Origin of the sequence: Saccharopolyspora gloriosae, assembly GCF_014203325.1 — a bacterium.
Taxonomy (GTDB): Bacteria; Actinomycetota; Actinomycetes; order Mycobacteriales; family Pseudonocardiaceae; genus Saccharopolyspora_C; species Saccharopolyspora_C gloriosae.
Map to the genome: position 1 here is coordinate 1,638,838 of NZ_JACHIV010000001.1, position 17,211 is coordinate 1,656,048.

18 protein-coding genes are annotated in these 17,211 nt (G+C 70.2%); 11 read left to right on the plus strand and 7 right to left on the minus strand.

The window, feature by feature from the left end; genetic code table 11:
• Positions 1–43: 43 nt before the first annotated feature.
• Positions 44–1,396, minus strand: a complete 1,353-nt coding sequence (locus BJ969_RS07450; RefSeq protein ID WP_184478087.1) for an FAD-dependent oxidoreductase — start codon at positions 1,394–1,396, stop codon at positions 44–46.
• Between the two features lie 595 nt (positions 1,397–1,991).
• Here BJ969_RS07450 and BJ969_RS07455 point away from each other — a divergent pair.
• The 3 genes from BJ969_RS07455 to BJ969_RS07465 all read left to right on the plus strand — a co-directional run bounded on the left by BJ969_RS07455 (position 1,992) and on the right by BJ969_RS07465 (position 6,938).
• The gene (locus tag BJ969_RS07455; protein ID WP_184478088.1) at positions 1,992–4,109 is read left to right on the plus strand and encodes a putative bifunctional diguanylate cyclase/phosphodiesterase; all 2,118 of its coding nucleotides are present in this window, start codon (positions 1,992–1,994) and stop codon (positions 4,107–4,109) included.
• Between the two features lie 208 nt (positions 4,110–4,317).
• Complete coding sequence (gene thrS, locus BJ969_RS07460) at positions 4,318–6,360, plus strand: threonine--tRNA ligase (protein WP_184484970.1); 2,043 nt, start codon at positions 4,318–4,320, stop codon at positions 6,358–6,360.
• A 104-nt stretch (positions 6,361–6,464) separates the two neighbouring features.
• Positions 6,465–6,938 carry an HIT family protein gene (locus BJ969_RS07465; RefSeq protein WP_184484972.1) on the plus strand — a complete coding sequence of 158 codons (474 nt, stop codon included), beginning with the start codon at positions 6,465–6,467 and terminating at the stop codon, positions 6,936–6,938.
• A 64-nt stretch (positions 6,939–7,002) separates the two neighbouring features.
• On the opposite strand, the gene BJ969_RS07470 is transcribed toward BJ969_RS07465, so the two are convergent.
• Positions 7,003–7,545 (minus strand): YceI family protein, encoded by a 543-nt coding sequence (locus BJ969_RS07470; protein ID WP_184478089.1) that lies wholly within the window; start codon positions 7,543–7,545, stop codon positions 7,003–7,005.
• A 197-nt stretch (positions 7,546–7,742) separates the two neighbouring features.
• Here BJ969_RS07470 and pgsA point away from each other — a divergent pair, with 197 nt between their 5' ends.
• Positions 7,743–8,354 (plus strand): phosphatidylinositol phosphate synthase, encoded by a 612-nt coding sequence (gene pgsA / locus BJ969_RS07475; protein ID WP_184478090.1) that lies wholly within the window; start codon positions 7,743–7,745, stop codon positions 8,352–8,354.
• Here the strand turns inward: pgsA and BJ969_RS07480 are convergent.
• Positions 8,330–8,641, minus strand: coding sequence for a hypothetical protein (locus tag BJ969_RS07480; protein ID WP_184478091.1), 312 nt, complete (start codon positions 8,639–8,641; stop codon positions 8,330–8,332). The two genes, pgsA and BJ969_RS07480, sit on opposite strands and share 25 nt — an antisense overlap.
• Positions 8,642–8,817: 176 nt before the next feature.
• Here BJ969_RS07480 and BJ969_RS07485 point away from each other — a divergent pair, with 176 nt between their 5' ends.
• The 3 genes from BJ969_RS07485 to BJ969_RS07495 all read left to right on the plus strand — a co-directional run bounded on the left by BJ969_RS07485 (position 8,818) and on the right by BJ969_RS07495 (position 10,385).
• Complete coding sequence (locus BJ969_RS07485) at positions 8,818–9,705, plus strand: helix-turn-helix domain-containing protein (RefSeq protein WP_184478092.1); 888 nt, start codon at positions 8,818–8,820, stop codon at positions 9,703–9,705.
• Entirely contained in the window at positions 9,702–9,908 is a 207-nt protein-coding gene (locus BJ969_RS07490; RefSeq protein ID WP_184478093.1) for a DUF397 domain-containing protein, read from the plus strand. Before BJ969_RS07485 ends, BJ969_RS07490 begins: the two co-directional genes overlap by 4 nt.
• Before the next feature lie 78 nt (positions 9,909–9,986).
• A complete protein-coding gene (locus BJ969_RS07495) occupies positions 9,987–10,385 on the plus strand; it encodes a hypothetical protein (protein ID WP_184478094.1) in 399 nt (132 codons plus the stop codon).
• 7 nt (positions 10,386–10,392) lie between these two features.
• On the opposite strand, the gene BJ969_RS07500 is transcribed toward BJ969_RS07495, so the two are convergent.
• The 3 genes from BJ969_RS07500 to BJ969_RS07510 all read right to left on the minus strand — a co-directional run bounded on the left by BJ969_RS07500 (position 10,393) and on the right by BJ969_RS07510 (position 13,575).
• Positions 10,393–10,761: an Imm1 family immunity protein gene (locus tag BJ969_RS07500; protein ID WP_184478095.1), complete on the minus strand. Its 369-nt coding sequence runs from the start codon at positions 10,759–10,761 to the stop codon at positions 10,393–10,395.
• Positions 10,762–10,872: 111 nt separating this feature from the next.
• Complete coding sequence (locus BJ969_RS07505; protein WP_184478096.1) at positions 10,873–11,322, minus strand: Imm1 family immunity protein; 450 nt, start codon at positions 11,320–11,322, stop codon at positions 10,873–10,875.
• A 183-nt stretch (positions 11,323–11,505) separates the two neighbouring features.
• The gene (locus BJ969_RS07510) at positions 11,506–13,575 is read right to left on the minus strand and encodes an elongation factor G-like protein EF-G2 (protein WP_184478097.1); all 2,070 of its coding nucleotides are present in this window, start codon (positions 13,573–13,575) and stop codon (positions 11,506–11,508) included.
• 214 nt (positions 13,576–13,789) lie between these two features.
• On the opposite strand from BJ969_RS07510, the gene pdxS reads away from it, so the two are divergent.
• Positions 13,790–14,695: a pyridoxal 5'-phosphate synthase lyase subunit PdxS gene (gene pdxS, locus BJ969_RS07515; RefSeq protein ID WP_184478098.1), complete on the plus strand. Its 906-nt coding sequence runs from the start codon at positions 13,790–13,792 to the stop codon at positions 14,693–14,695.
• Between the two features lie 192 nt (positions 14,696–14,887).
• Here the strand turns inward: pdxS and BJ969_RS07520 are convergent, their stop codons facing one another.
• Positions 14,888–15,436, minus strand: coding sequence for a helix-turn-helix domain-containing protein (locus BJ969_RS07520; protein ID WP_184478099.1), 549 nt, complete (start codon positions 15,434–15,436; stop codon positions 14,888–14,890).
• Positions 15,437–15,530: 94 nt separating this feature from the next.
• Between BJ969_RS07520 and BJ969_RS07525 the strand changes: the two genes are divergently transcribed.
• The 3 genes from BJ969_RS07525 to pdxT are packed head-to-tail and all read left to right on the plus strand — an operon-like array spanning position 15,531 to position 17,178.
• A complete protein-coding gene (locus tag BJ969_RS07525) occupies positions 15,531–16,214 on the plus strand; it encodes an AzlC family ABC transporter permease (protein WP_246456710.1) in 684 nt (227 codons plus the stop codon).
• Positions 16,211–16,519: an AzlD domain-containing protein gene (locus BJ969_RS07530; protein WP_184478101.1), complete on the plus strand. Its 309-nt coding sequence runs from the start codon at positions 16,211–16,213 to the stop codon at positions 16,517–16,519. The genes BJ969_RS07525 and BJ969_RS07530 overlap by 4 nt, the downstream gene beginning before the upstream one ends.
• Positions 16,516–17,178: a pyridoxal 5'-phosphate synthase glutaminase subunit PdxT gene (gene pdxT, locus BJ969_RS07535; protein ID WP_184478102.1), complete on the plus strand. Its 663-nt coding sequence runs from the start codon at positions 16,516–16,518 to the stop codon at positions 17,176–17,178. The genes BJ969_RS07530 and pdxT overlap by 4 nt, the downstream gene beginning before the upstream one ends.
• Positions 17,179–17,211: the final 33 nt, after the last annotated feature.

The window sequence follows — 17,211 nt, forward strand, 5'->3', positions numbered from 1 at the left end:
AAACGGCCCGCCGGACCCCCGGCGGGCCGTTCCGGTTGCGTGCTCAGCCGTCCTTGCGGGAGATGTCGATCATCTCGTCGCGCTCGACGACCTTGATGCGCTCGCGACCCTGGGCCTCGCCGAGGGCCTGCTCGTGCGCGTCGAGCAGGTTCCAGCCGTCCCAGGTCGTGTAGCGGACGCCGTTGTCCTCCAGCAGCCGCAGCACGCTGTCGCGGTCGGGCTCCTCGGCCGAGGGCATCGAGTCCAGGTCGGACAGCAGGTTGTTGATGGTCTCCAGCGCGTCGCCCTTGGTGTGGCCGATGAGGCCGACGGGGCCGCGCTTGATCCAGCCCGTCGTGTAGACGCCGCTGATGTGGTCGCCGTCGAGGTCGAGCACCCGGCCGCCCTCGTTCGGGACGGTGCCGGTGCCGTGGTCGAACGGCACGTCCGGCACGGGCGAGCTCAGGTAGCCGACGGCGCGGTACACGGCCTGCGCGGGAGTGGTCTCGAACTCGCCGGTCCCGCGCACGTTGCCGTCGCCGGTGAGCTCCATGACCTCGGTGCGCAGTCCTTCGACGCGGTCGGTGCCGAGGACCTCGACGGGGCCGCGCAGGAAGTGGAAGTGCAGCCGCCGCGGGGTGTCGTTCTTCGGGTCCCGCAGCGCCCAGTCCTGGAAGGTCTTGACGATGGTCTTGACCTGGTTGCTGCTGCGGATGGCCTCTTCGCTGGCCTCGTCGAGCTCGAAGCCCTCCGGGTGCACGATGAGCTCCACGCCCGGCTGGTGGTCGAGCTCGCGCAGCTCCAGCGGCGTGAACTTGGCCTGCGCGGGACCGCGGCGGGCGAACAGGTGCACGTCGGTGACCTGCGAGTTCTTCAGGCCTTGGTAGACGTTGTCCGGGATCTCGGTGCTCAGCAGGTCGTCGGCCTGCTTCGCCAGCACCCGCGCCACGTCCAGCGCCACGTTGCCCGCGCCGATCACGGCGACTTCCTTGGCGTCCAGCGTCCAGTCGCGGGTCGCCTCGGGGTAGCCGTCGTACCAGTAGACGAAGTCCGCGGCACCGTGGCTGTGTGCGAGGTCGATGCCGGGGATGTCCAGCGCCCGGTCCTTGTCGGCGCCGGTAGAGAAGATCACCGCGTCGTAGTGGTGCTGGAGCTGGTCGAGCTTGATGTCCTCGCCGTAGTTGACGCCACCGAGGAACCGGATCTCCGGCTTCTCCATGATCCGCCGCAACGCGTTGACGATGCCCTTGATCCGAGGGTGGTCGGGTGCGACCCCGTAGCGGATGAGCCCGTACGGAGCGGGCATCCGGTCGAGCAGGTCGATGTCCACTGGGGTCTCGGATTTCGTCAGGATGTCCGCGGCGTACACGCCGGCGGGGCCGGCCCCGACGATCGCCACTCGCAGTGGGCGGGTCATGCGTGTCCTCCTGCTCGACTTCACGGGTGGCACCGGGGGATCGGCCCCCGGGCCCGGTTGGGCGCGCCGCGGCGGGTTCCGGGGCGTCCCGAGAGGGGCCCGGCGCGCGCGGTGCGATCCGATCCCTCTAGCTTAGGTTGCCCTTACCGCAAATCTCGAAATGCGGACGGTGAGAAGCCTCATAGCGCGGTTCGCTCGGGAGGGTAGGGGATCGGTTTTTCGATTGATGACCGGACGCGGACCGTCACAGTACGATCACGGGCAGCGTTGAAGCCCCTACCCGAAAAAGATCTTGTAGAGTACCGACTTTAGTCGGTCCGACCACCGTGGACGCCGGCACTCAGGAGGCAACGATGCACCAGCGGCCGGAACGGCTGCCTGATGGTGTGGACCTCGAAGAACCCGCCGCCGCCGGGTGTCCCGCGGTGCGGGCGGAACCGGAGGTCGAGGGGGTATCGCGCCGCGTCCCGGGAGTCCCGGTTCGCGGCGCGCGGCGTTCGAGGAGGCCGGGAATATGCCGAATGCGAGGCGGCGCCTCCGGAATCCTCGCGAAAGGCGCGATGACGTGGACGGTCGATTCCGGCGGTGCCGGATCATGACCGACGGCGAGCGACCCGAGCGCGCGGACTTCGTCCGCCGCTGGACCCGCGAGATCATCCGCACCAGCTACGTCCCGATGGCCCGCGCCGACATCGAGTCCTTCCTGCGCGGCCACCTCGACGCGATCCTCGACGCGCTGGACGACGTCGACCGGGCCGCCGACGCCGCCGCCGAACTCGGCGAGCGCCTGGTGCGCATCCACTTCACCAGCCCCGCCGCCCTCGACCGGACGTTGTGGATGCTCGGGGCGGAACTGCCGAAGCTGCGGGCGGCCGAGACCGATCCCGCCACCTCGGTCGTCGTGCTCGGCTCGGTGGCCGCCGGCTACGCCGGGCAGCTGCGCGAGCAGACCCTCGACGAGCAGGAGGTCATCAAGCGCGCCGTGCTGCAGGCCAGGGACGCCGCCGAGGAGGCGCTGCGCGCGAGCGAGGCGTCGTTCCGCGCGGTGTTCACCTCGTCCGCGCTGGGCATCGCCATCGTCACGCTCGACGGCACCATCGAAGAGGTCAACGCCCCGATGGAGGGCATCTTCGAGCCGGTGTGCCAGGACCTCGTGGGGCGCAGCGTCTTCGACCTCGCCGACGCGGACTGGGTCGACGACCTGGTGGAGCACGTCGAGGCGCTGTCGGTCGGCGAGGTCGACCGGTTCCAGTCCGAGACGCGGCTCAGCGGTGAGGACGGCGCGCACATCTGGACGCAGGTCTCGGCGTCCCTGGTGCGCGACTCGCAGGAGCGGCCCGACTACCAGGTGCTGCTCTACGAGGACATCACCGACCGGCACATGCTCCAGGAGCAGTTCCGCAGGCAGGCCACCCACGACCCGCTGACGGGCCTGGCGAACCGGACGCTGCTCAAGACGACCATGGACGAGGCGCTGGAACCGGCGTACCCGGGTCGCCGGGTCGGGTTGTGCTACTTCGACCTCGACGGGTTCAAGGCCATCAACGACAGCCTCGGTCACCCCGTCGGCGACGAGCTGCTGCGGGCGATGGCGCAGCGGCTCAACGCGCTGGCCACGATGGAGTCCGGGCTGGCGGCGCGGATGGGCGGCGACGAGTTCGTGGTGCTCATCCCCGACTCGCAGGGCGCGGCCCGGCTCGTCGAGATCGTCGAGCACATGCTCGGCGAGGTCACCCGCCCCGTGTCGGTGCGGGGCCACCAGCTCACGGCGTCGGCCAGCGTCGGCGTCGTGGAGACCGCGGTCGCCGACACCGGGCCCGACGAGCTGCTGCAGGACGCCGACATCACGCTGTACCGGGCGAAGAGCGAGGGCCGGGCGCAGTGGGCGCTCTACGACCCGACGCACAACGCGGAGGCGAAGGAGCGGTTCCGGCTGTCCTCGGCGATGCCGAGCGCGCTGCGCGACCACGAGCTGTACGTGGAGTACGAGCCGGTCCTGTGGCTGGACACCGCCGCCCTCGTGGGGGTGCAGGCGCACCTGCGCTGGGACCACCCGGAGTTCGGCGAGCTGGACGCGGAGGACTTCCTCGGGCTCGCGGAGGAGACGGGCCTGATCACCCGGCTCGGGACGTGGATGCTGGAGCAGGTGTGCGCGCACGCGGTGCACTGGCAGGAGCGGTTCGGCGACCGCGGCCCGGTCGCGGCGGTCGGGCTCTCGGCGCGGCAGCTGCGCGACCCGGAGCTGGTCGCCGACATGCGCCGCATCCTCGGTTCGGCGGGGCTGCCCGCCAGCAAGCTGATCGTCGGAGTGCCGGAGACGGCGCTGTTCGACCAGCGCGGCGATCCGATCGACGCGCTGGAGATCTTCGCCGAGATGGGCCTGACGCTGGCGGTGCACGACTTCGGCCACGCCCACCGGGAGGTGGCCCGGCTGCGCGGCCTGCCGCTGCGCGCGGTGCGGCTGACCGGTGACTACCTCAACAGCTTCGCCGAACCGGGCGGCCCGGATCCGCTGGACGAGCACCTCGTGTCCAGCCTGGTCCGTTCCGCGGAGCTGCTGGGGCTGTCGGTCGTCGGCAACGGCGTGCGCACCATCGAGCAGGCCAACCGGCTGCGGAAGCTCGGCGTGGAGGGCGTGATCGGTCCGTGCGCGGGCGGTCTGGCCTCGGCGATGGAGATCGAGGCGATGATCGCCGACGGCGACCTCGGCTGAGGAGCCCCTCGGACCCGCCGGCTCGGCCGCTCGGGTGGCACGAGGACCCGCCCGCGCCGGGAAGGGGCGGAAATCGGGTGGCGGTCGGCCGATAGCATCGAGGGGGCAAGTGCAAGCCGCCTACATTCGCCGGTCGCCGCTCGGCGACCGTCCTTCGCGAGGAGAAATCGTGTCCGTTCAGCCGTCCGAAGCCCAGCAGGTCACCAGGGTGAAGGTTCCGGCGGGCACAACCGCTGCCGCCGCCGTGGCCGAGGCGGGCCTGCCCTCGCAGGGCGCGCAGGCGATCGTGGTGGTCCGCGACGAGGAGGGCGAGCTGCGCGACCTGGCGTGGTCGCCCGAATCCGATGTGGAGGTCGAGCCGGTCGCCGCCGACACCGAGGCGGGCCGCAGCGTCATCCGGCACTCCGCGGCCCACTTGCTGGCGCAGGCCGTGCAGCAGCAGTTCCCGGACGCGAAGCTCGGCATCGGCCCGCCGGTCAAGGACGGCTTCTACTACGACTTCGACGTGGCGCGCCCGTTCACCCCGGAGGATCTGCAGGCGCTGGAGAAGCGCATGAAGCAGCTCATCAAGTCCGGGCAGAAGTTCTCCCGCCGCCGCTTGGACTCCATCGAGGCCGCGCGCGAGGAGCTGGCCGCCGAGCCGTACAAGCTGGAACTGGTCGACCTCAAGTCCGGCAGCGAGGACGTCGACACCAGCGAGGTCATGGAGGTCGGCGCGGGCGAGCTCACCGTCTACGACAACATCGACCGGCACGGCGAGGTCGTGTGGGGCGACCTGTGCCGCGGCCCGCACGTGCCGCACACCAAGTTCATCCCCGCCTTCAAGCTCACCCGCGTCGCCGCCGCCTACTGGCGCGGCGACCAGAGCAACCAGCAGTTGCAGCGCGTCTACGGCACCGCCTGGGAGTCGAAGGAGGCGATGGCCGAGCACCTGGAGTGGCTGGCGGAGGCCGAGCGCCGCGACCACCGCAGGCTCGGCGCCGAACTCGACCTGTTCTCCTTCCCCGAGGAGGTCGGTTCCGGGCTGCCGGTGTTCCACCCCAAGGGCGGCATCATCCGCCGCGAGCTGGAGGACTACTCCCGGCGCCGCCACGAGGCCGCCGACTACGAGTTCGTGAACACCCCGCACATCACCAAGAGCACGCTGTTCGAGACCTCCGGGCACCTGGACTGGTACAAGGACGGCATGTTCCCGGCGATGCACCTCGACGAGGAGCTCGACGAGAACGGCGCGGTGCGCAAGCAGGGCCAGGACTACTACCTGAAGCCGATGAACTGCCCGTTCCACAACTTGATCTTCCGTTCGCGCGGCCGGTCCTACCGGGAGCTGCCGCTGCGGATGTTCGAGTTCGGCTCGGTGTACCGCTACGAGAAGTCCGGCGTGGTGCACGGCTTGACCCGCGTGCGCGGCATGACGCAGGACGACGCGCACATCTACTGCATGCCGGAGCAGCTGCAGGACGAGCTCAAGTCGCTGCTGTCGTTCGTGCTGGACCTGCTGCGCGACTACGGGCTGGACGACTTCTACCTGGAGCTGTCCACCCGCAACGAGGAGAAGTACGTCGGCGACGACGAGAGCTGGCGGGTGGCGACCGAGGCGCTGCGCGAGGCGGCCGAGTCCTCCGGCCTGGAGCTGGTGGCGGACCCGGGCGGCGCCGCGTTCTACGGGCCGAAGATTTCCGTGCAGGCCAAGGACGCGCTGGGCCGCAGCTGGCAGATGTCGACCATCCAGGTCGACTACCACCTGCCGGACCGGTTCGACCTGGAGTACACCGGGCCGGACGGCACCAAGCAGCGCCCCATCAAGATCCACCGGGCGTTGTTCGGGTCGATCGAGCGGTTCTTCGGCGTGCTCACCGAGCACTACGCGGGCGCGTTCCCGGCCTGGCTGTCGCCGGTGCAGGCGGTCGGCATCCCGATCGCCGACGAGCACTCGGAGCACCTGCAGGACGTGGTGAAGGCGTTGCGCGCCAAGGGTATCCGCGCCGAGGTGGACCACGGCGACGACCGGATGCAGAAGAAGATCCGCACCCACACCACGCAGAAGGTGCCGTTCCTGCTGCTGGCGGGCGGCAAGGACGTGGAGGCGGGCGCGGTGTCGTTCCGCTTCCGCGACGGCACCCAGATCAACGGGGTGCCGGTGGCGGACGCGGTGTCCGCGCTGGGCCGTTGGGTGGAGCGCCGGGAGAACGCCTCGCCGACCGCGGAGATCTTCCAGGCGGAACTGGCGGGCGAGGCGGAGACGGCGTGACGGCCGGCGACGGCCCCGTCGACGACGACAGCGGGGTCCGATTCTCGGAGCAGCGCGGCACCGGCGTGCCGGACGCGCTGCAGCGGTTGTGGACCCCGCACCGGATGGCCTACATCCAGGGCGAGAACAAGCCGGAGGGCGAGGCCAGCGAAGGCTGCCCGTTCTGCCGCTTGCTGGAGTCGGGACTGCCGGACGAGGACACGCTGATCGTGGCCCGCGACGAGCTGGTCTTCGCGATCCTCAACCTGTACCCGTACAACCCCGGCCATCTGATGGTGCTGCCGTACCGGCACGTCGCCGACTACACGGAGCTCACCGAGGCGGAGACGACGGCGGTCGCGGTGTTCACGAAGCGCGCGATGCGGGTGATCCGCGAGGTCTCGGCCCCGCACGGCTTCAACATCGGTCTCAACCAGGGCCCGGTGGCGGGTGCGGGCATCGCCGCGCACCTGCACCAGCACGTGGTGCCCCGCTGGGGCGGCGACGCGAACTTCATGCCGGTCATCGGCCACACGAAGGTCCTGCCGCAGCTGCTCGGCGACACCCGCCGCCTGCTCGCGGAGGCTTGGCGGGACTGAGCCCGCACGAGAAAGGCCGAGGACGCACCCCGCGTCCTCGGCCTTCGTCGTGTTCGGGTGAGTCTCACTCGGCCCGGAGGTTCGCCTCGATCTCCAGGGTGATCTTCACCTTCTCGCCCAGCATGGCGCCGCCCTCGGGGCCGACGCCGAAGTCGGTGCGGTTGAGCGTGGTGGACGCGGAGATGCCGAGCAGCGTGCCGCCCTGGCCGTTGTCGGCGAAGCCGCCGATCTCGGCCGCCAGCGACACCGGCTTGGTCACACCGTGCAGGGTGAACTCGCCGTCGATGATGTAGTCGCTGCCGTCCGGGCGGATGCCGGTGGAGCGGAAGCCCGCCTTCGGGAAGTTCTCGACGTCGAGGAAGTCGCTGTTGCGCACGTGCGCGTCGCGGTCCCCGTTGCCGGTGTTGATCGTCGCGGGGTCGATGTTCGCGGTGACCGTGGAGTCCAGCGGGTTCTCGGCGGTGACGATCTCGCCGCCGAAGCCGTCGAAGCGGCCCCGGGAACGCCCGACGCCGAGGTGGCGCAGGGTGAACTCGATGTCGGAGTGCACGCTGTCGATGTCCCAGGTGCCGACGACGTAACCGGGGATCGTGGTAGCGGTGCTCATAGACGTTCTCCTGAAGCAGATGCGGAGGGGTTTCCGCTTCCGGTAACGGTGTTGAACCTTCAACCATTCCGGGTTGTGATCTGATTCACGGAGTTGTGGCGGGTCGCCTGCCGTCCGGCCACCCCGGCGGTTCCGGATACTCTGCGACGGAACAGGCACGACGAACTCGGTGCGCAAGGCGGCTGGCAGAACAGGCGATGCTCAACATCTTCGCGCGGGCTTCGATCTCCCGCTGGACGCACCCGCTCGGCGCCGCGCTGGTCCGCGTCGGTCTCACCCCCAACATGGTGACGATCATCGGCACGGTCGCCAGCGTCGCGTCCGCGCTGTGGTTCTTCCCGCGCGGCGAGCTGTTCGTCGGCACCGTCGTGGTCACCGTGTTCCTGCTGTTCGACGTCCTCGACGGCGCGATGGCGCGGGCGGGCGGCACGTCCTCGGAGTTCGGCGGCGTGCTCGACGCGAGCTGCGACCGCATCGCCGACGGCGCTCTGTTCGGCTCCCTGGTGTGGTGGGCGCTGGTCGTCGCCGACGATCGCGCGCTCGGTGTCGGGCTGCTGATCTGCCTGGTGGGCGCGCAGGTCACCTCGTACGTGAAGGCGCGCGCCGAAGCCAACGGGCTCAGCGCGGACGGCGGCCTCGCCGAACGCGCCGAACGCTTCGTGCTCGTCCTCGTCGGCACCGGGCTGCACGGCCTCGGCCTGCCGTACGTGCTGGACGTCGCGGTGTGGGTGCTGGCGGTGCTGTCCGCGTTCACCGTCGTCCAGCGCCTCCGCGCCGCCGCGGTTCAGGCGGGCACCAGCTCCACGTAGCCGGACCACGTGAAGTGCCGCTCCACCGGCAGCCGATCCAGTTCGAGCAGCTCGTCGGCCGCTTTCCCGTCGGGCTCGCCGCGCTCGTCGAGCGGCAGCAGTGCGGCGAAGTACATCCCGAACCGGCAGTCGTGCGCGCGCAGCTTGGCCAATCCCCACGCCGTCAAGCATTCCTCCCAGACCTGGAGCTCCTCGTCTCCGGGGAGTTCGGCGAGGCAGACCAGCTCTTCGTACGCGCCGACCGAGCCGGGCTGGCGGATCTCGTAGAGCGCGATGCCGCAGCGCATGGGTGTACCTCCTGGTGATCGGGTCGTCGGATCGAGTCAGTACGTTGTGCATTCGCACGATCACTGACAGTGCAGTAAAGATTACTTAGTGAATCTTGCTCGCATAGATCACGACCGGGTGATCTTGTTGACTCGGTCGGCGAGCATGCCCAGCAACGGTGGGGAAGAGAGCATCAATGCGCGACGTCAGCAGCGGTTCCGGAACCGGGGCCGCGCAGCCCGTCAGCCCGACCGTCGGTCGCCGCTGGCTGGCGCAGGAGATCCGACGGCTGCGCGAGAACGCGGGTTTGAAGCAAGGCGACGTGGCGGCCAGGCTGCGCTGCGCGCAAGGAAAGATCGCGCACATGGAGAGCATGCGGAACGCGATCAGCGGTCCCGACCTGGAGATCATGCTCCCGTTCTTCGGTGTGCCGGCGGAACGGATCGGCTGGTACCTGCAATTGGCCGATGTCGCCAAGCAGAAGGGCTGGTGGGACGGAAACCAAGCCATCCCGGACTGGTTCTCGCTCTACGTCGGGCTCGAATGGGGAGCCAGCGAGATCCGCGAATGGGATCTCGGCTTCATCCCGGGCATCCTGCAGACGCGGGCCTACGCGGAGGCCGTGCTCGGTGACGATCTGTCCGTCTCGGAGGAGCGACTGGCGAAGCAAGCCGAAGCGCGACTCCGTCGGCGTGACGCGCTCACCAGGGAAGATCTGCCGTTGTTCATGCACGCGATCATCGATGAGGCCGCTCTCCGGCGCGTGATCGGTGGTGAGCGGGTCATGGTCGAGCAGATCCAGCACCTGCTGGAGTTCTGCGCCAGCCCGCACGTGATCGTGCAGGTCATGACTTTTGATCGCGGGCCGCATCGAGGGCAACTCGGATCGTTCCACCTGCTCGACTTCGCGAATGCCGATGATCGGGGTGTCGTCTATGTCGAGAACCAGGCCGGGGGCACCTGCCTCGAAGAGGTCGCTGAGGTGGAGAGCTTCCGCCAGGTGTTCGAAGAGCTGACAATGAAGGCGCTGTCGATCACGGACTCTGAAGTGTTCCTCCGCGAACTGGCAAAGGATCTCGCATGACAACTGGGCGCCACACCTCGAATACGTCGGGCTTAGCTGGGCTTCACTGGCGCAAGAGCAGCCGGAGCGGGCAGGGCGGTGGTGCTTGCGTCGAAGTCGCCCCTGGACAGGCCGTGGTCGGGGTCCGCGACTCGAAGAACCCCTCAGGTCCGGCGCTGCTGTTCGACAGCGGCGTGTGGGCGGCGTTCGTGCGTTCGCTCTGACCGGAGCGGGCGGCAGGACGCGGAACGCGCTGGATAGGCTGCTCACGGCAGGTGTGCGGTCGCGAGGAGGGTGATCCAGTGGGTTCGACGGGCTACGACGTGCGCATCCGGGCGTGGGCGAGCGGGCAGTTCGACTGGTTCCCCCTCGCCTCGGCGGTTCCCGCCGAGACCGTGGAGGTCTTCCGCAAGACCGCGCTGTGGGACGTCGAAGCCGCCGAATCCGAGGCCGCCGCCGACCCGGTCCCGCCGGTCACCTTCCCGCCCACCGAAGCCGACGAGTACGCGGTGTGGATGCGGTACCCGTCCTCCGGCGGCAAGGTCCCGTGGGGCCTGATCGCCGACCACCTCACCTCGGACCAGGCCCGCGCCTACACCCGCAATCCGCAGACCCAGCTCAACGTCCAGCCGGTCGCCCCGCCGCCGCCCGCCGTCCCCGAACCCGACGCCGAACCGGAGTCCGACACCGACGACGAGTGAGCCGGGTTCAGTCGTCTGCTCGCCATTCGATGCAGTCCGGGAGGCGACGAGTCGCGGCGAATTCGCGCAGGACTTCGAACGCGGTCTCCACGGCGATCTCCCCGCCCGGCGAGACCGGGTAGTGATCACCGGTCGGACCCGTGAAGTAGTCCACGGAGGCTGTGTTGGTCCCGCGCGCCGGCTGCAGCAGTTCGCTCGCGCTGTACCACTGCACGGCACCGGCCGTTCCGCGAACACCTATGACCAGGCCTTCTTGTGCATCCGCGCCATGCTGGACGAACCAAGCGATCCCGGCCTCGGAGTCCTGCCTTCGGCTATCGAGCTTGCGGATCTGCACGATCGCGCCCTCGACGTCGTGCAGTTCGAGGTCGAGCAATCCAGCTCGCGGATCGACGGTCCCCTCATCGAGTGCCCCAGGCGAAGCGGAGTGGACGACGCACGATGGCCGATGCGTCCGCCATAGGGGCGAGCGCATCACTGAGATCGATCACTTCCCGCCCGATCGGTCGTCGAAGATCGCAGCGAACTCCGCCCGCTCCGCGCTCGTGATCTCCGGTGCGGGTGCGGCCTTCCAGCCGACCGCGTCGGAACGCTTTCCAACAGCGAGGAAATCGAGCAGCACCGTCCGAACCGCGTGCGCCGAGACGCGGACATCAGAAGGGAAGTCCGTTTGGAAGAACGAGCTCGATCGTTCCGGCCCGGTGCCGTCGGTGAAGCAGGTCCCGCCTGGCCCCGACATCGCGACCGCTCCGGTGCCGTCGTCGAACGCTCCCGCCACCAGTTGCTGATCACCGGAGAACAACGCCAGAGCACTGATGCGGCCGCGTCGCATCGCATCGAGCAGTGCGTCGAGTTCCGCCATTGAACTGATCGCCCGGCTTTCCGCTCGCCCGGTGTGCGGATACGAGTGCCAGTACTCGGCGCAGATCGACGTCATTCGGGCCTCCTCGGGTGACTGCGGCGAAGTCCTTCGATGACCTCCTGCATCCGAGCCGTCCGCCTTCTTCCAGACCGACGGGGGCTCGGTGCCTCGCGTTGGCCGGGGTGAACGGACTGTTCGCCCCATCAGATTGGTCGATCGGTCCGTTCGCTCCACTCGGAACGCATGTGGATCACCCGGTCAGGTGGGCATCGGGTCGTAGCGTTCGAAGTGGCGGGTGAAGGTGGCGCTGCCGGAGCTGAGCGAGCGGATGTTGATCGAATAGCGGACCAGTTCGCTGGAGGGGACGTGGGCGCGCACCACGGTCCAGCCGGCCTCGTCCGGCTCGGTGCCGACGACCTTGCCGCGGCGGCTGGACAGATCGCCCAGGACCACGCCCAGGTGCTCGTCCGGGATGAACACCGCCACCGCGTCCATCGGCTCCAGCGTCACCAGCCCGGCCTGCTCGGCGGCGGCGCGCAGCGCGAGCGCCCCGGCGGTCTGGAACGCGGCGTCCGACGAGTCCACGCTGTGCGCCTTGCCGTCGACCAGCGTGACCTTCAGGTCCACCAGCGGGACGCCGTCCTCCAAGCCGCGTTCCACCTGCGCGCGAACGCCTTTCTCCACGCTCGTGATGAACTGCTTCGGGATGGCGCCGCCCACGACGCGGTCGGCGAACTCGACGCCGGTGCCGCGCGGCGCGGGCTCCACCTCGATGTCGCACACCGCGTACTGGCCGTGGCCGCCGGACTGCTTCACGTGCTTGCCGTGGCCCTTCGCGGCCTGCCCGAACGTCTGGCGCAGCGCCACCCGCACCGGCTCGGTGTCGACCTCGGCGCCGCCCTCGCGCAGGCGTTGCAGCACGACGTCGGCGTGCGCCTCGCCCATGCACCACAGCACCAGCTGGTGCGTTTCGGAGTCCTTCTCCAGGCGCAGGCTCGGATCGGCGGCGATGAGCCGGTTCAGGTTGCGCGCCAACGCCTCCTCGTCGCTGCGGTTGTGCGCGACGACGGCGATCGGAAGCAGCGGCTCCGGCATCGGCCACGGCGACAGCAGCAGCGGCGCCGCCGGATCGGACAACGTGTCGCCCGTTTCGGCCGAGCCGAGCTTCGTCAGCGCGCACAGGTCGCCCGCCACGCACCGCGACACCTCCCGCAGGCCCGAGCCCAGCGGGGAGTACAGGTGCGCGACCCGCTCGTCCTCGTCGTGGTCCGGATGCCCGCGCTCGGCCATGCCGTGCCCGGAGACGTGCACCGCCCGCTCCGGCAGCAACGTCCCGGAGAACACCCTGGCCAGCGACACCCGGCCCACGTAGGAGTCGACGGAGGTGTGCACGACCTCCGCGGCCAGCGGACCCGCCGGATCCGGGTCCAGCCTGCGCGGACCCCGGCCGCGCGGGTCGGTGAACTCCGGAGCCGGATGTTCCAGCGGCGACGGGAAACCGCGGATCAGCCCGTCGAGCAGCTCCGGCAGGCCCAGTTCGGTGGCGGCGCACACCGGCAGCACCGGGTGCAAGCCGCCGCGGGAGACCGCGGTCTCCAAGTCGCGGATCAGCGTCGCCTCCTCGATCCGCTCGCCCGCGACGTAGCGGTCCATCAAGGACTCGTCCTCGCTCTCGGCGATGATCGCCTCGATGAGCTCGGCGCGTTCCCGCTCGCGCTCGCGCGGTGAACCCGTGCCCGAGGTGGTGCCGGTGAGCACGCCCATCAGGCCGGTGAAGGTGCCGTCCGCCCCGCGCAGCGGCAGGTGCAGCGGCAGCACACCGGCCCCGAACGCTTCCCGGCAGGACTCCAGGGCGGTGTCCGGGTCAGCCCGGTGCTGGTCCAGCCGGGACAGCACCACGGCACGCGGCATGTCGACCTGGGCGCACTCGTGCCAGATCGCTCGGGTGGCCGCGTCGACGCCTTCGGCGGCGGCCACCACGAACAGCGCCGCGTCGGCCGCCCGCAGGCCGGCGCGCAGCTCACCGACGAAATCGGCGTAGCCGGGCGTGTCGATGAGGTTGATCTTGTGGTCGTCGTGCCGCACCGGGGCCGCCGAGAGCGCGACCGAGCGCTGCTGCTCGATGGCGGCGCTGTCGTGGTCGCACACCGTGGTGCCCTCCACGACCGAACCGTTGCGCGGAATGGTGCCGGTCGCGGTCAGCAGCGCCTCCACCAAGGTGGTCTTGCCCGCGCCGGACGGGCCGACCAGGACGACGTTGCGGATCGTCGCCGGATCGGTGGGAGCGGGCGCGGCCTGCACTCCCGGAACGCTCTGCTTGCTGCCCATCGCTGCCCCCTCGGACGGTGTCGTGTGTCACCGATCACACACCCGAGTGATGGCGTGTGCAATGCCGTTCACCACCGACGATGTTCGGCGGAACGCGAAGTGGACTACTGGGAAACCGGGTGAGTGGACCGTGGAAGTGGTCCAGTTCGCGCCTACCGTCGACGGTGCACGCGGCGCTCCCCACCGCCGCACCGGACCAGAGGGAAGGCAGACGTTGACCGACACCGCAGCCACCGCGCAGGCCACCGGCACCGACGGAGTGAAACGGGGCATGGCCGAGATGCTCAAGGGCGGGGTGATCATGGACGTCGTGACCCCGGAGCAGGCGAAGATCGCCGAAGCCGCCGGGGCGGTCGCCGTGATGGCCCTCGAACGGGTGCCCGCCGACATCCGCGTCCAGGGCGGCGTCGCCCGCATGTCCGACCCGGACATGATCGACGGCATCGTCGAGGCGGTCTCCATCCCCGTGATGGCCAAGGCGCGCATCGGGCACTTCGTCGAAGCCCAGGTGCTGCAATCGCTCGGCGTCGACTACATCGACGAATCCGAGGTGCTCACCCCCGCCGACGAAGCGCTGCACATCGACAAGTGGGCGTTCACCGCGCCGTTCGTCTGCGGGGCCACGAACCTCGGCGAAGCGCTGCGCCGCATCGCCGAAGGCGCCGCGATGATCCGCTCGAAGGGTGAGGCGGGCACCGGCAACGTCGTCGAGGCGACCCGGCACATGCGCGCCATCCGCGCCGAGATCCGGCGGCTCGGCACCCTCGACGGCGAGGAGCTGTACGCGGCGGCCAAGGAGCTCCGCGCCCCGGTCTCGCTGGTCCAGGAGGTCGCGGCGGCGGGCGAGCTGCCGGTCGTGCTGTTCACCGCGGGCGGCCTGGCCACCCCGGCGGACGCGGCGATGATGCGCCAGCTCGGCGCGGAGGGCGTGTTCGTCGGCTCCGGCATCTTCAAGTCCGGTGACCCGGCCAAGCGCGCCGAGGCGATCGTGAAGGCCACGACCTTCTACGACGACCCGGACGTCATCGCGAAGGTCTCCCGCGGCCTGGGCGAGGCCATGGTCGGCCTCAACGTCGAATCGCTCCCGGCGGACCAGCGCTACGCCCAGCGCGGTTGGTGACGCCCTCGCCCCGCCCCGGGTGTCGCGTTGTGGACGATTCCCGCAATTTCGCGAGAAATTGAACCATCTGAACGTGGCAAGATCGCCGATCGCGGGCTCCAGCGGGCCCATGACCAGGGTGAATGGTTGTCCACATGGGGTGTCCGGCACGCGGGGCGCGTTCGATTTCTCGCGAAATCGCGGCCCTGGTGGTCACACGTGCTCCATGAGCAGGACCGCCGTGGTGTCGGGTTCGAGGGCCTCGTAGGTGTGCGGGACGTCGCCCGCGAAGGAGGCGTAGTCGCCGGGCGCGAGCTCGACCTGCGCCTCCTCCGGGCCCGCCCGGAGCCGGCCCGCGGTGATCAGCAGGTGCTCCACGGTGCCCGGCAGGTGGCCTTCGGCGCGGCGGGCGTTGCCGGGCTGCGCCTCGATGAGGTGCAGGTCGCGGCGGGCTCCGCTGGGGCACGCCGAGATCATCGCGGCGGCGAAGGGGGAGTGCTCGGAGCGGATCAACATCGTCTCGCCGGCGCGCACGACGCGGATCTGCGGAGCGCGCTGTTCGACGAGCCTGCTGAACGGCACGCCCAGCGCCAAGCCGAGCGCCCACAGCGTCTCCACGCTGGGGTTGCCGGAGCCCGATTCGAGCTGGGAGAGCGTGGACTTCGCCACGCCGGCGCGTTTGGCCAGTTCGGACAGCGTCAGTCCGGCGCGGGTGCGTTCGCGGCGCAGCGCCGCGGAGATGATCTCCAACGGTGAGGTCATGGCTGCCGTTCGTCATATCGGTCGTCGCGTTCGATTTGACGAACGCTCGGGCTGGTGTTCAGTATATCGGACCATGAGGTCGTTATGGCGAACGATGCGTTCGTTGTGGAAGGACAAGCTGATCAGGGACCTGGCGGCGCTGATCCCGGCGCTCGCCGTGGTCGCCGTCTCGCTCGGCGCCATCGCGGTGACCAAGGGAGTGCCGGTCTGGCTGATCACGTTCACCGCCGCCGTGGTGTTCGCGGGCGGATCCGAATTCATGCTCGTCGGCCTGCTCACCGGCGGCGCCGCCCCGGCGACCGCGGTCGTGGGCGGCCTGCTGCTCAACTCCCGGCACTTCCCGTACGGGCTGGCCGTCGGCGACCTGATCGGCACCGGCTGGCGACGGCTGCTCGGCAGCCACCTGATGGTCGACGAAGCCGTCGCGTTCGCCCTCGCCGAGACCGCCCCCGACCGGCGGCGCCGCGCCTACTGGATCACCGGAGCCGCGCTGTACGTCACCTGGGTGCCATCGGTGCTGCTCGGCGGCCTGCTGGGGCAAGTGGTCGGCGACCCGAACGCGCTCGGCCTGGACGCGGCGCTGCCCGCCGCGATCCTCGCGCTGCTCGTGCCCGCGCTGCGCGACGCGCCGACGCTGCGCGCGGTGCTCGCCGGGGTGGTGCTCGCGCTGGTGACCACACCGGTGCTGCCCGCCGGGATGCCGGTGATGGTCGCGCTGCTCGGCGTGGCCCTCGCGCTGCCCGTGCGGCGCGCACCGGAGCAGGAGGTCGCGGCGTGAACCCGGCCGTCGTGCTCGTGCTGGCCGCCGGGACCTACGCGCTGCGGCTGGCCGGACCGCTGCTGCGCAGGCGGATCACGATCTCGCAGCGCTGGGAGCGGTTGCTGGGCATCGCCGCGACCGTGCTGCTCGCCGCGTTCGTCGCCACCGGCGCCGCGGTGGAAGCAGGAGGATTCGCCGGCGTCGCCAGGGTCGGCGGCGTCGTGATCGCCGGCGTGCTCGCGTTCCGCGGGGCGCCGTTCGTACTGGTGGTGCTGGTCGCCGCCGCCGTCACGGCGGTGCTGCGGCTGGCCGGGGTGGGATGAACGGAGCAGCAGAAGTGCACGACAATCGAGGGGTGTCCACCGCAGCACCCGTGATCGGCGTCCTCGCGTTGCAAGGGGGCGTCGCCGAACACCTCGCCGCGCTCGACCGCAGCGGCGCGGTGGCCAAGCCGGTGCGCAGGCCCGAAGAGCTCGCGGACCTGCACGGCGTGGTGCTGCCCGGCGGGGAGTCGACGACCATGAGCCGGTTGCTGCACTCCTTCGAGCTGTTCGAACCGTTGCGGGAACGCCTCGCGGCCGGTCTGCCCGCGTACGGCTCGTGCGCGGGGATGGTGCTGCTCGCCGACGACGTGCCCGGAGCCGCGGAAGCGGGCGTGACCCCGCTCGGCGCGTTGGACATGACCGTGCGGCGCAACGCCTTCGGCAGGCAGGTCGACTCGTTCGAAGCCGACCTCGACTTCACCGGCGTGGCAGGGCCGGTCCACGCGGTGTTCATCCGCGCCCCCTGGGTGGAGCGGATCGGCCCGGGAGTCCAGGTCCTCGCCGAGGTCACCCCGCGCGGATCAGGCGACCAGCCCGCCGCCGGTAGGATCGTCGCGGTTCAGCAGGGGCGCGTGCTCGCCACCAGCTTCCACCCGGAGCTGGTCCGCGGCGACGAGCGCGTGCACCGGCATTTCGTGCACACCGTTCGCGCAGGCTGAAGGCCTCGGTCTCGCCTGGCGCGGCGTGGAAAG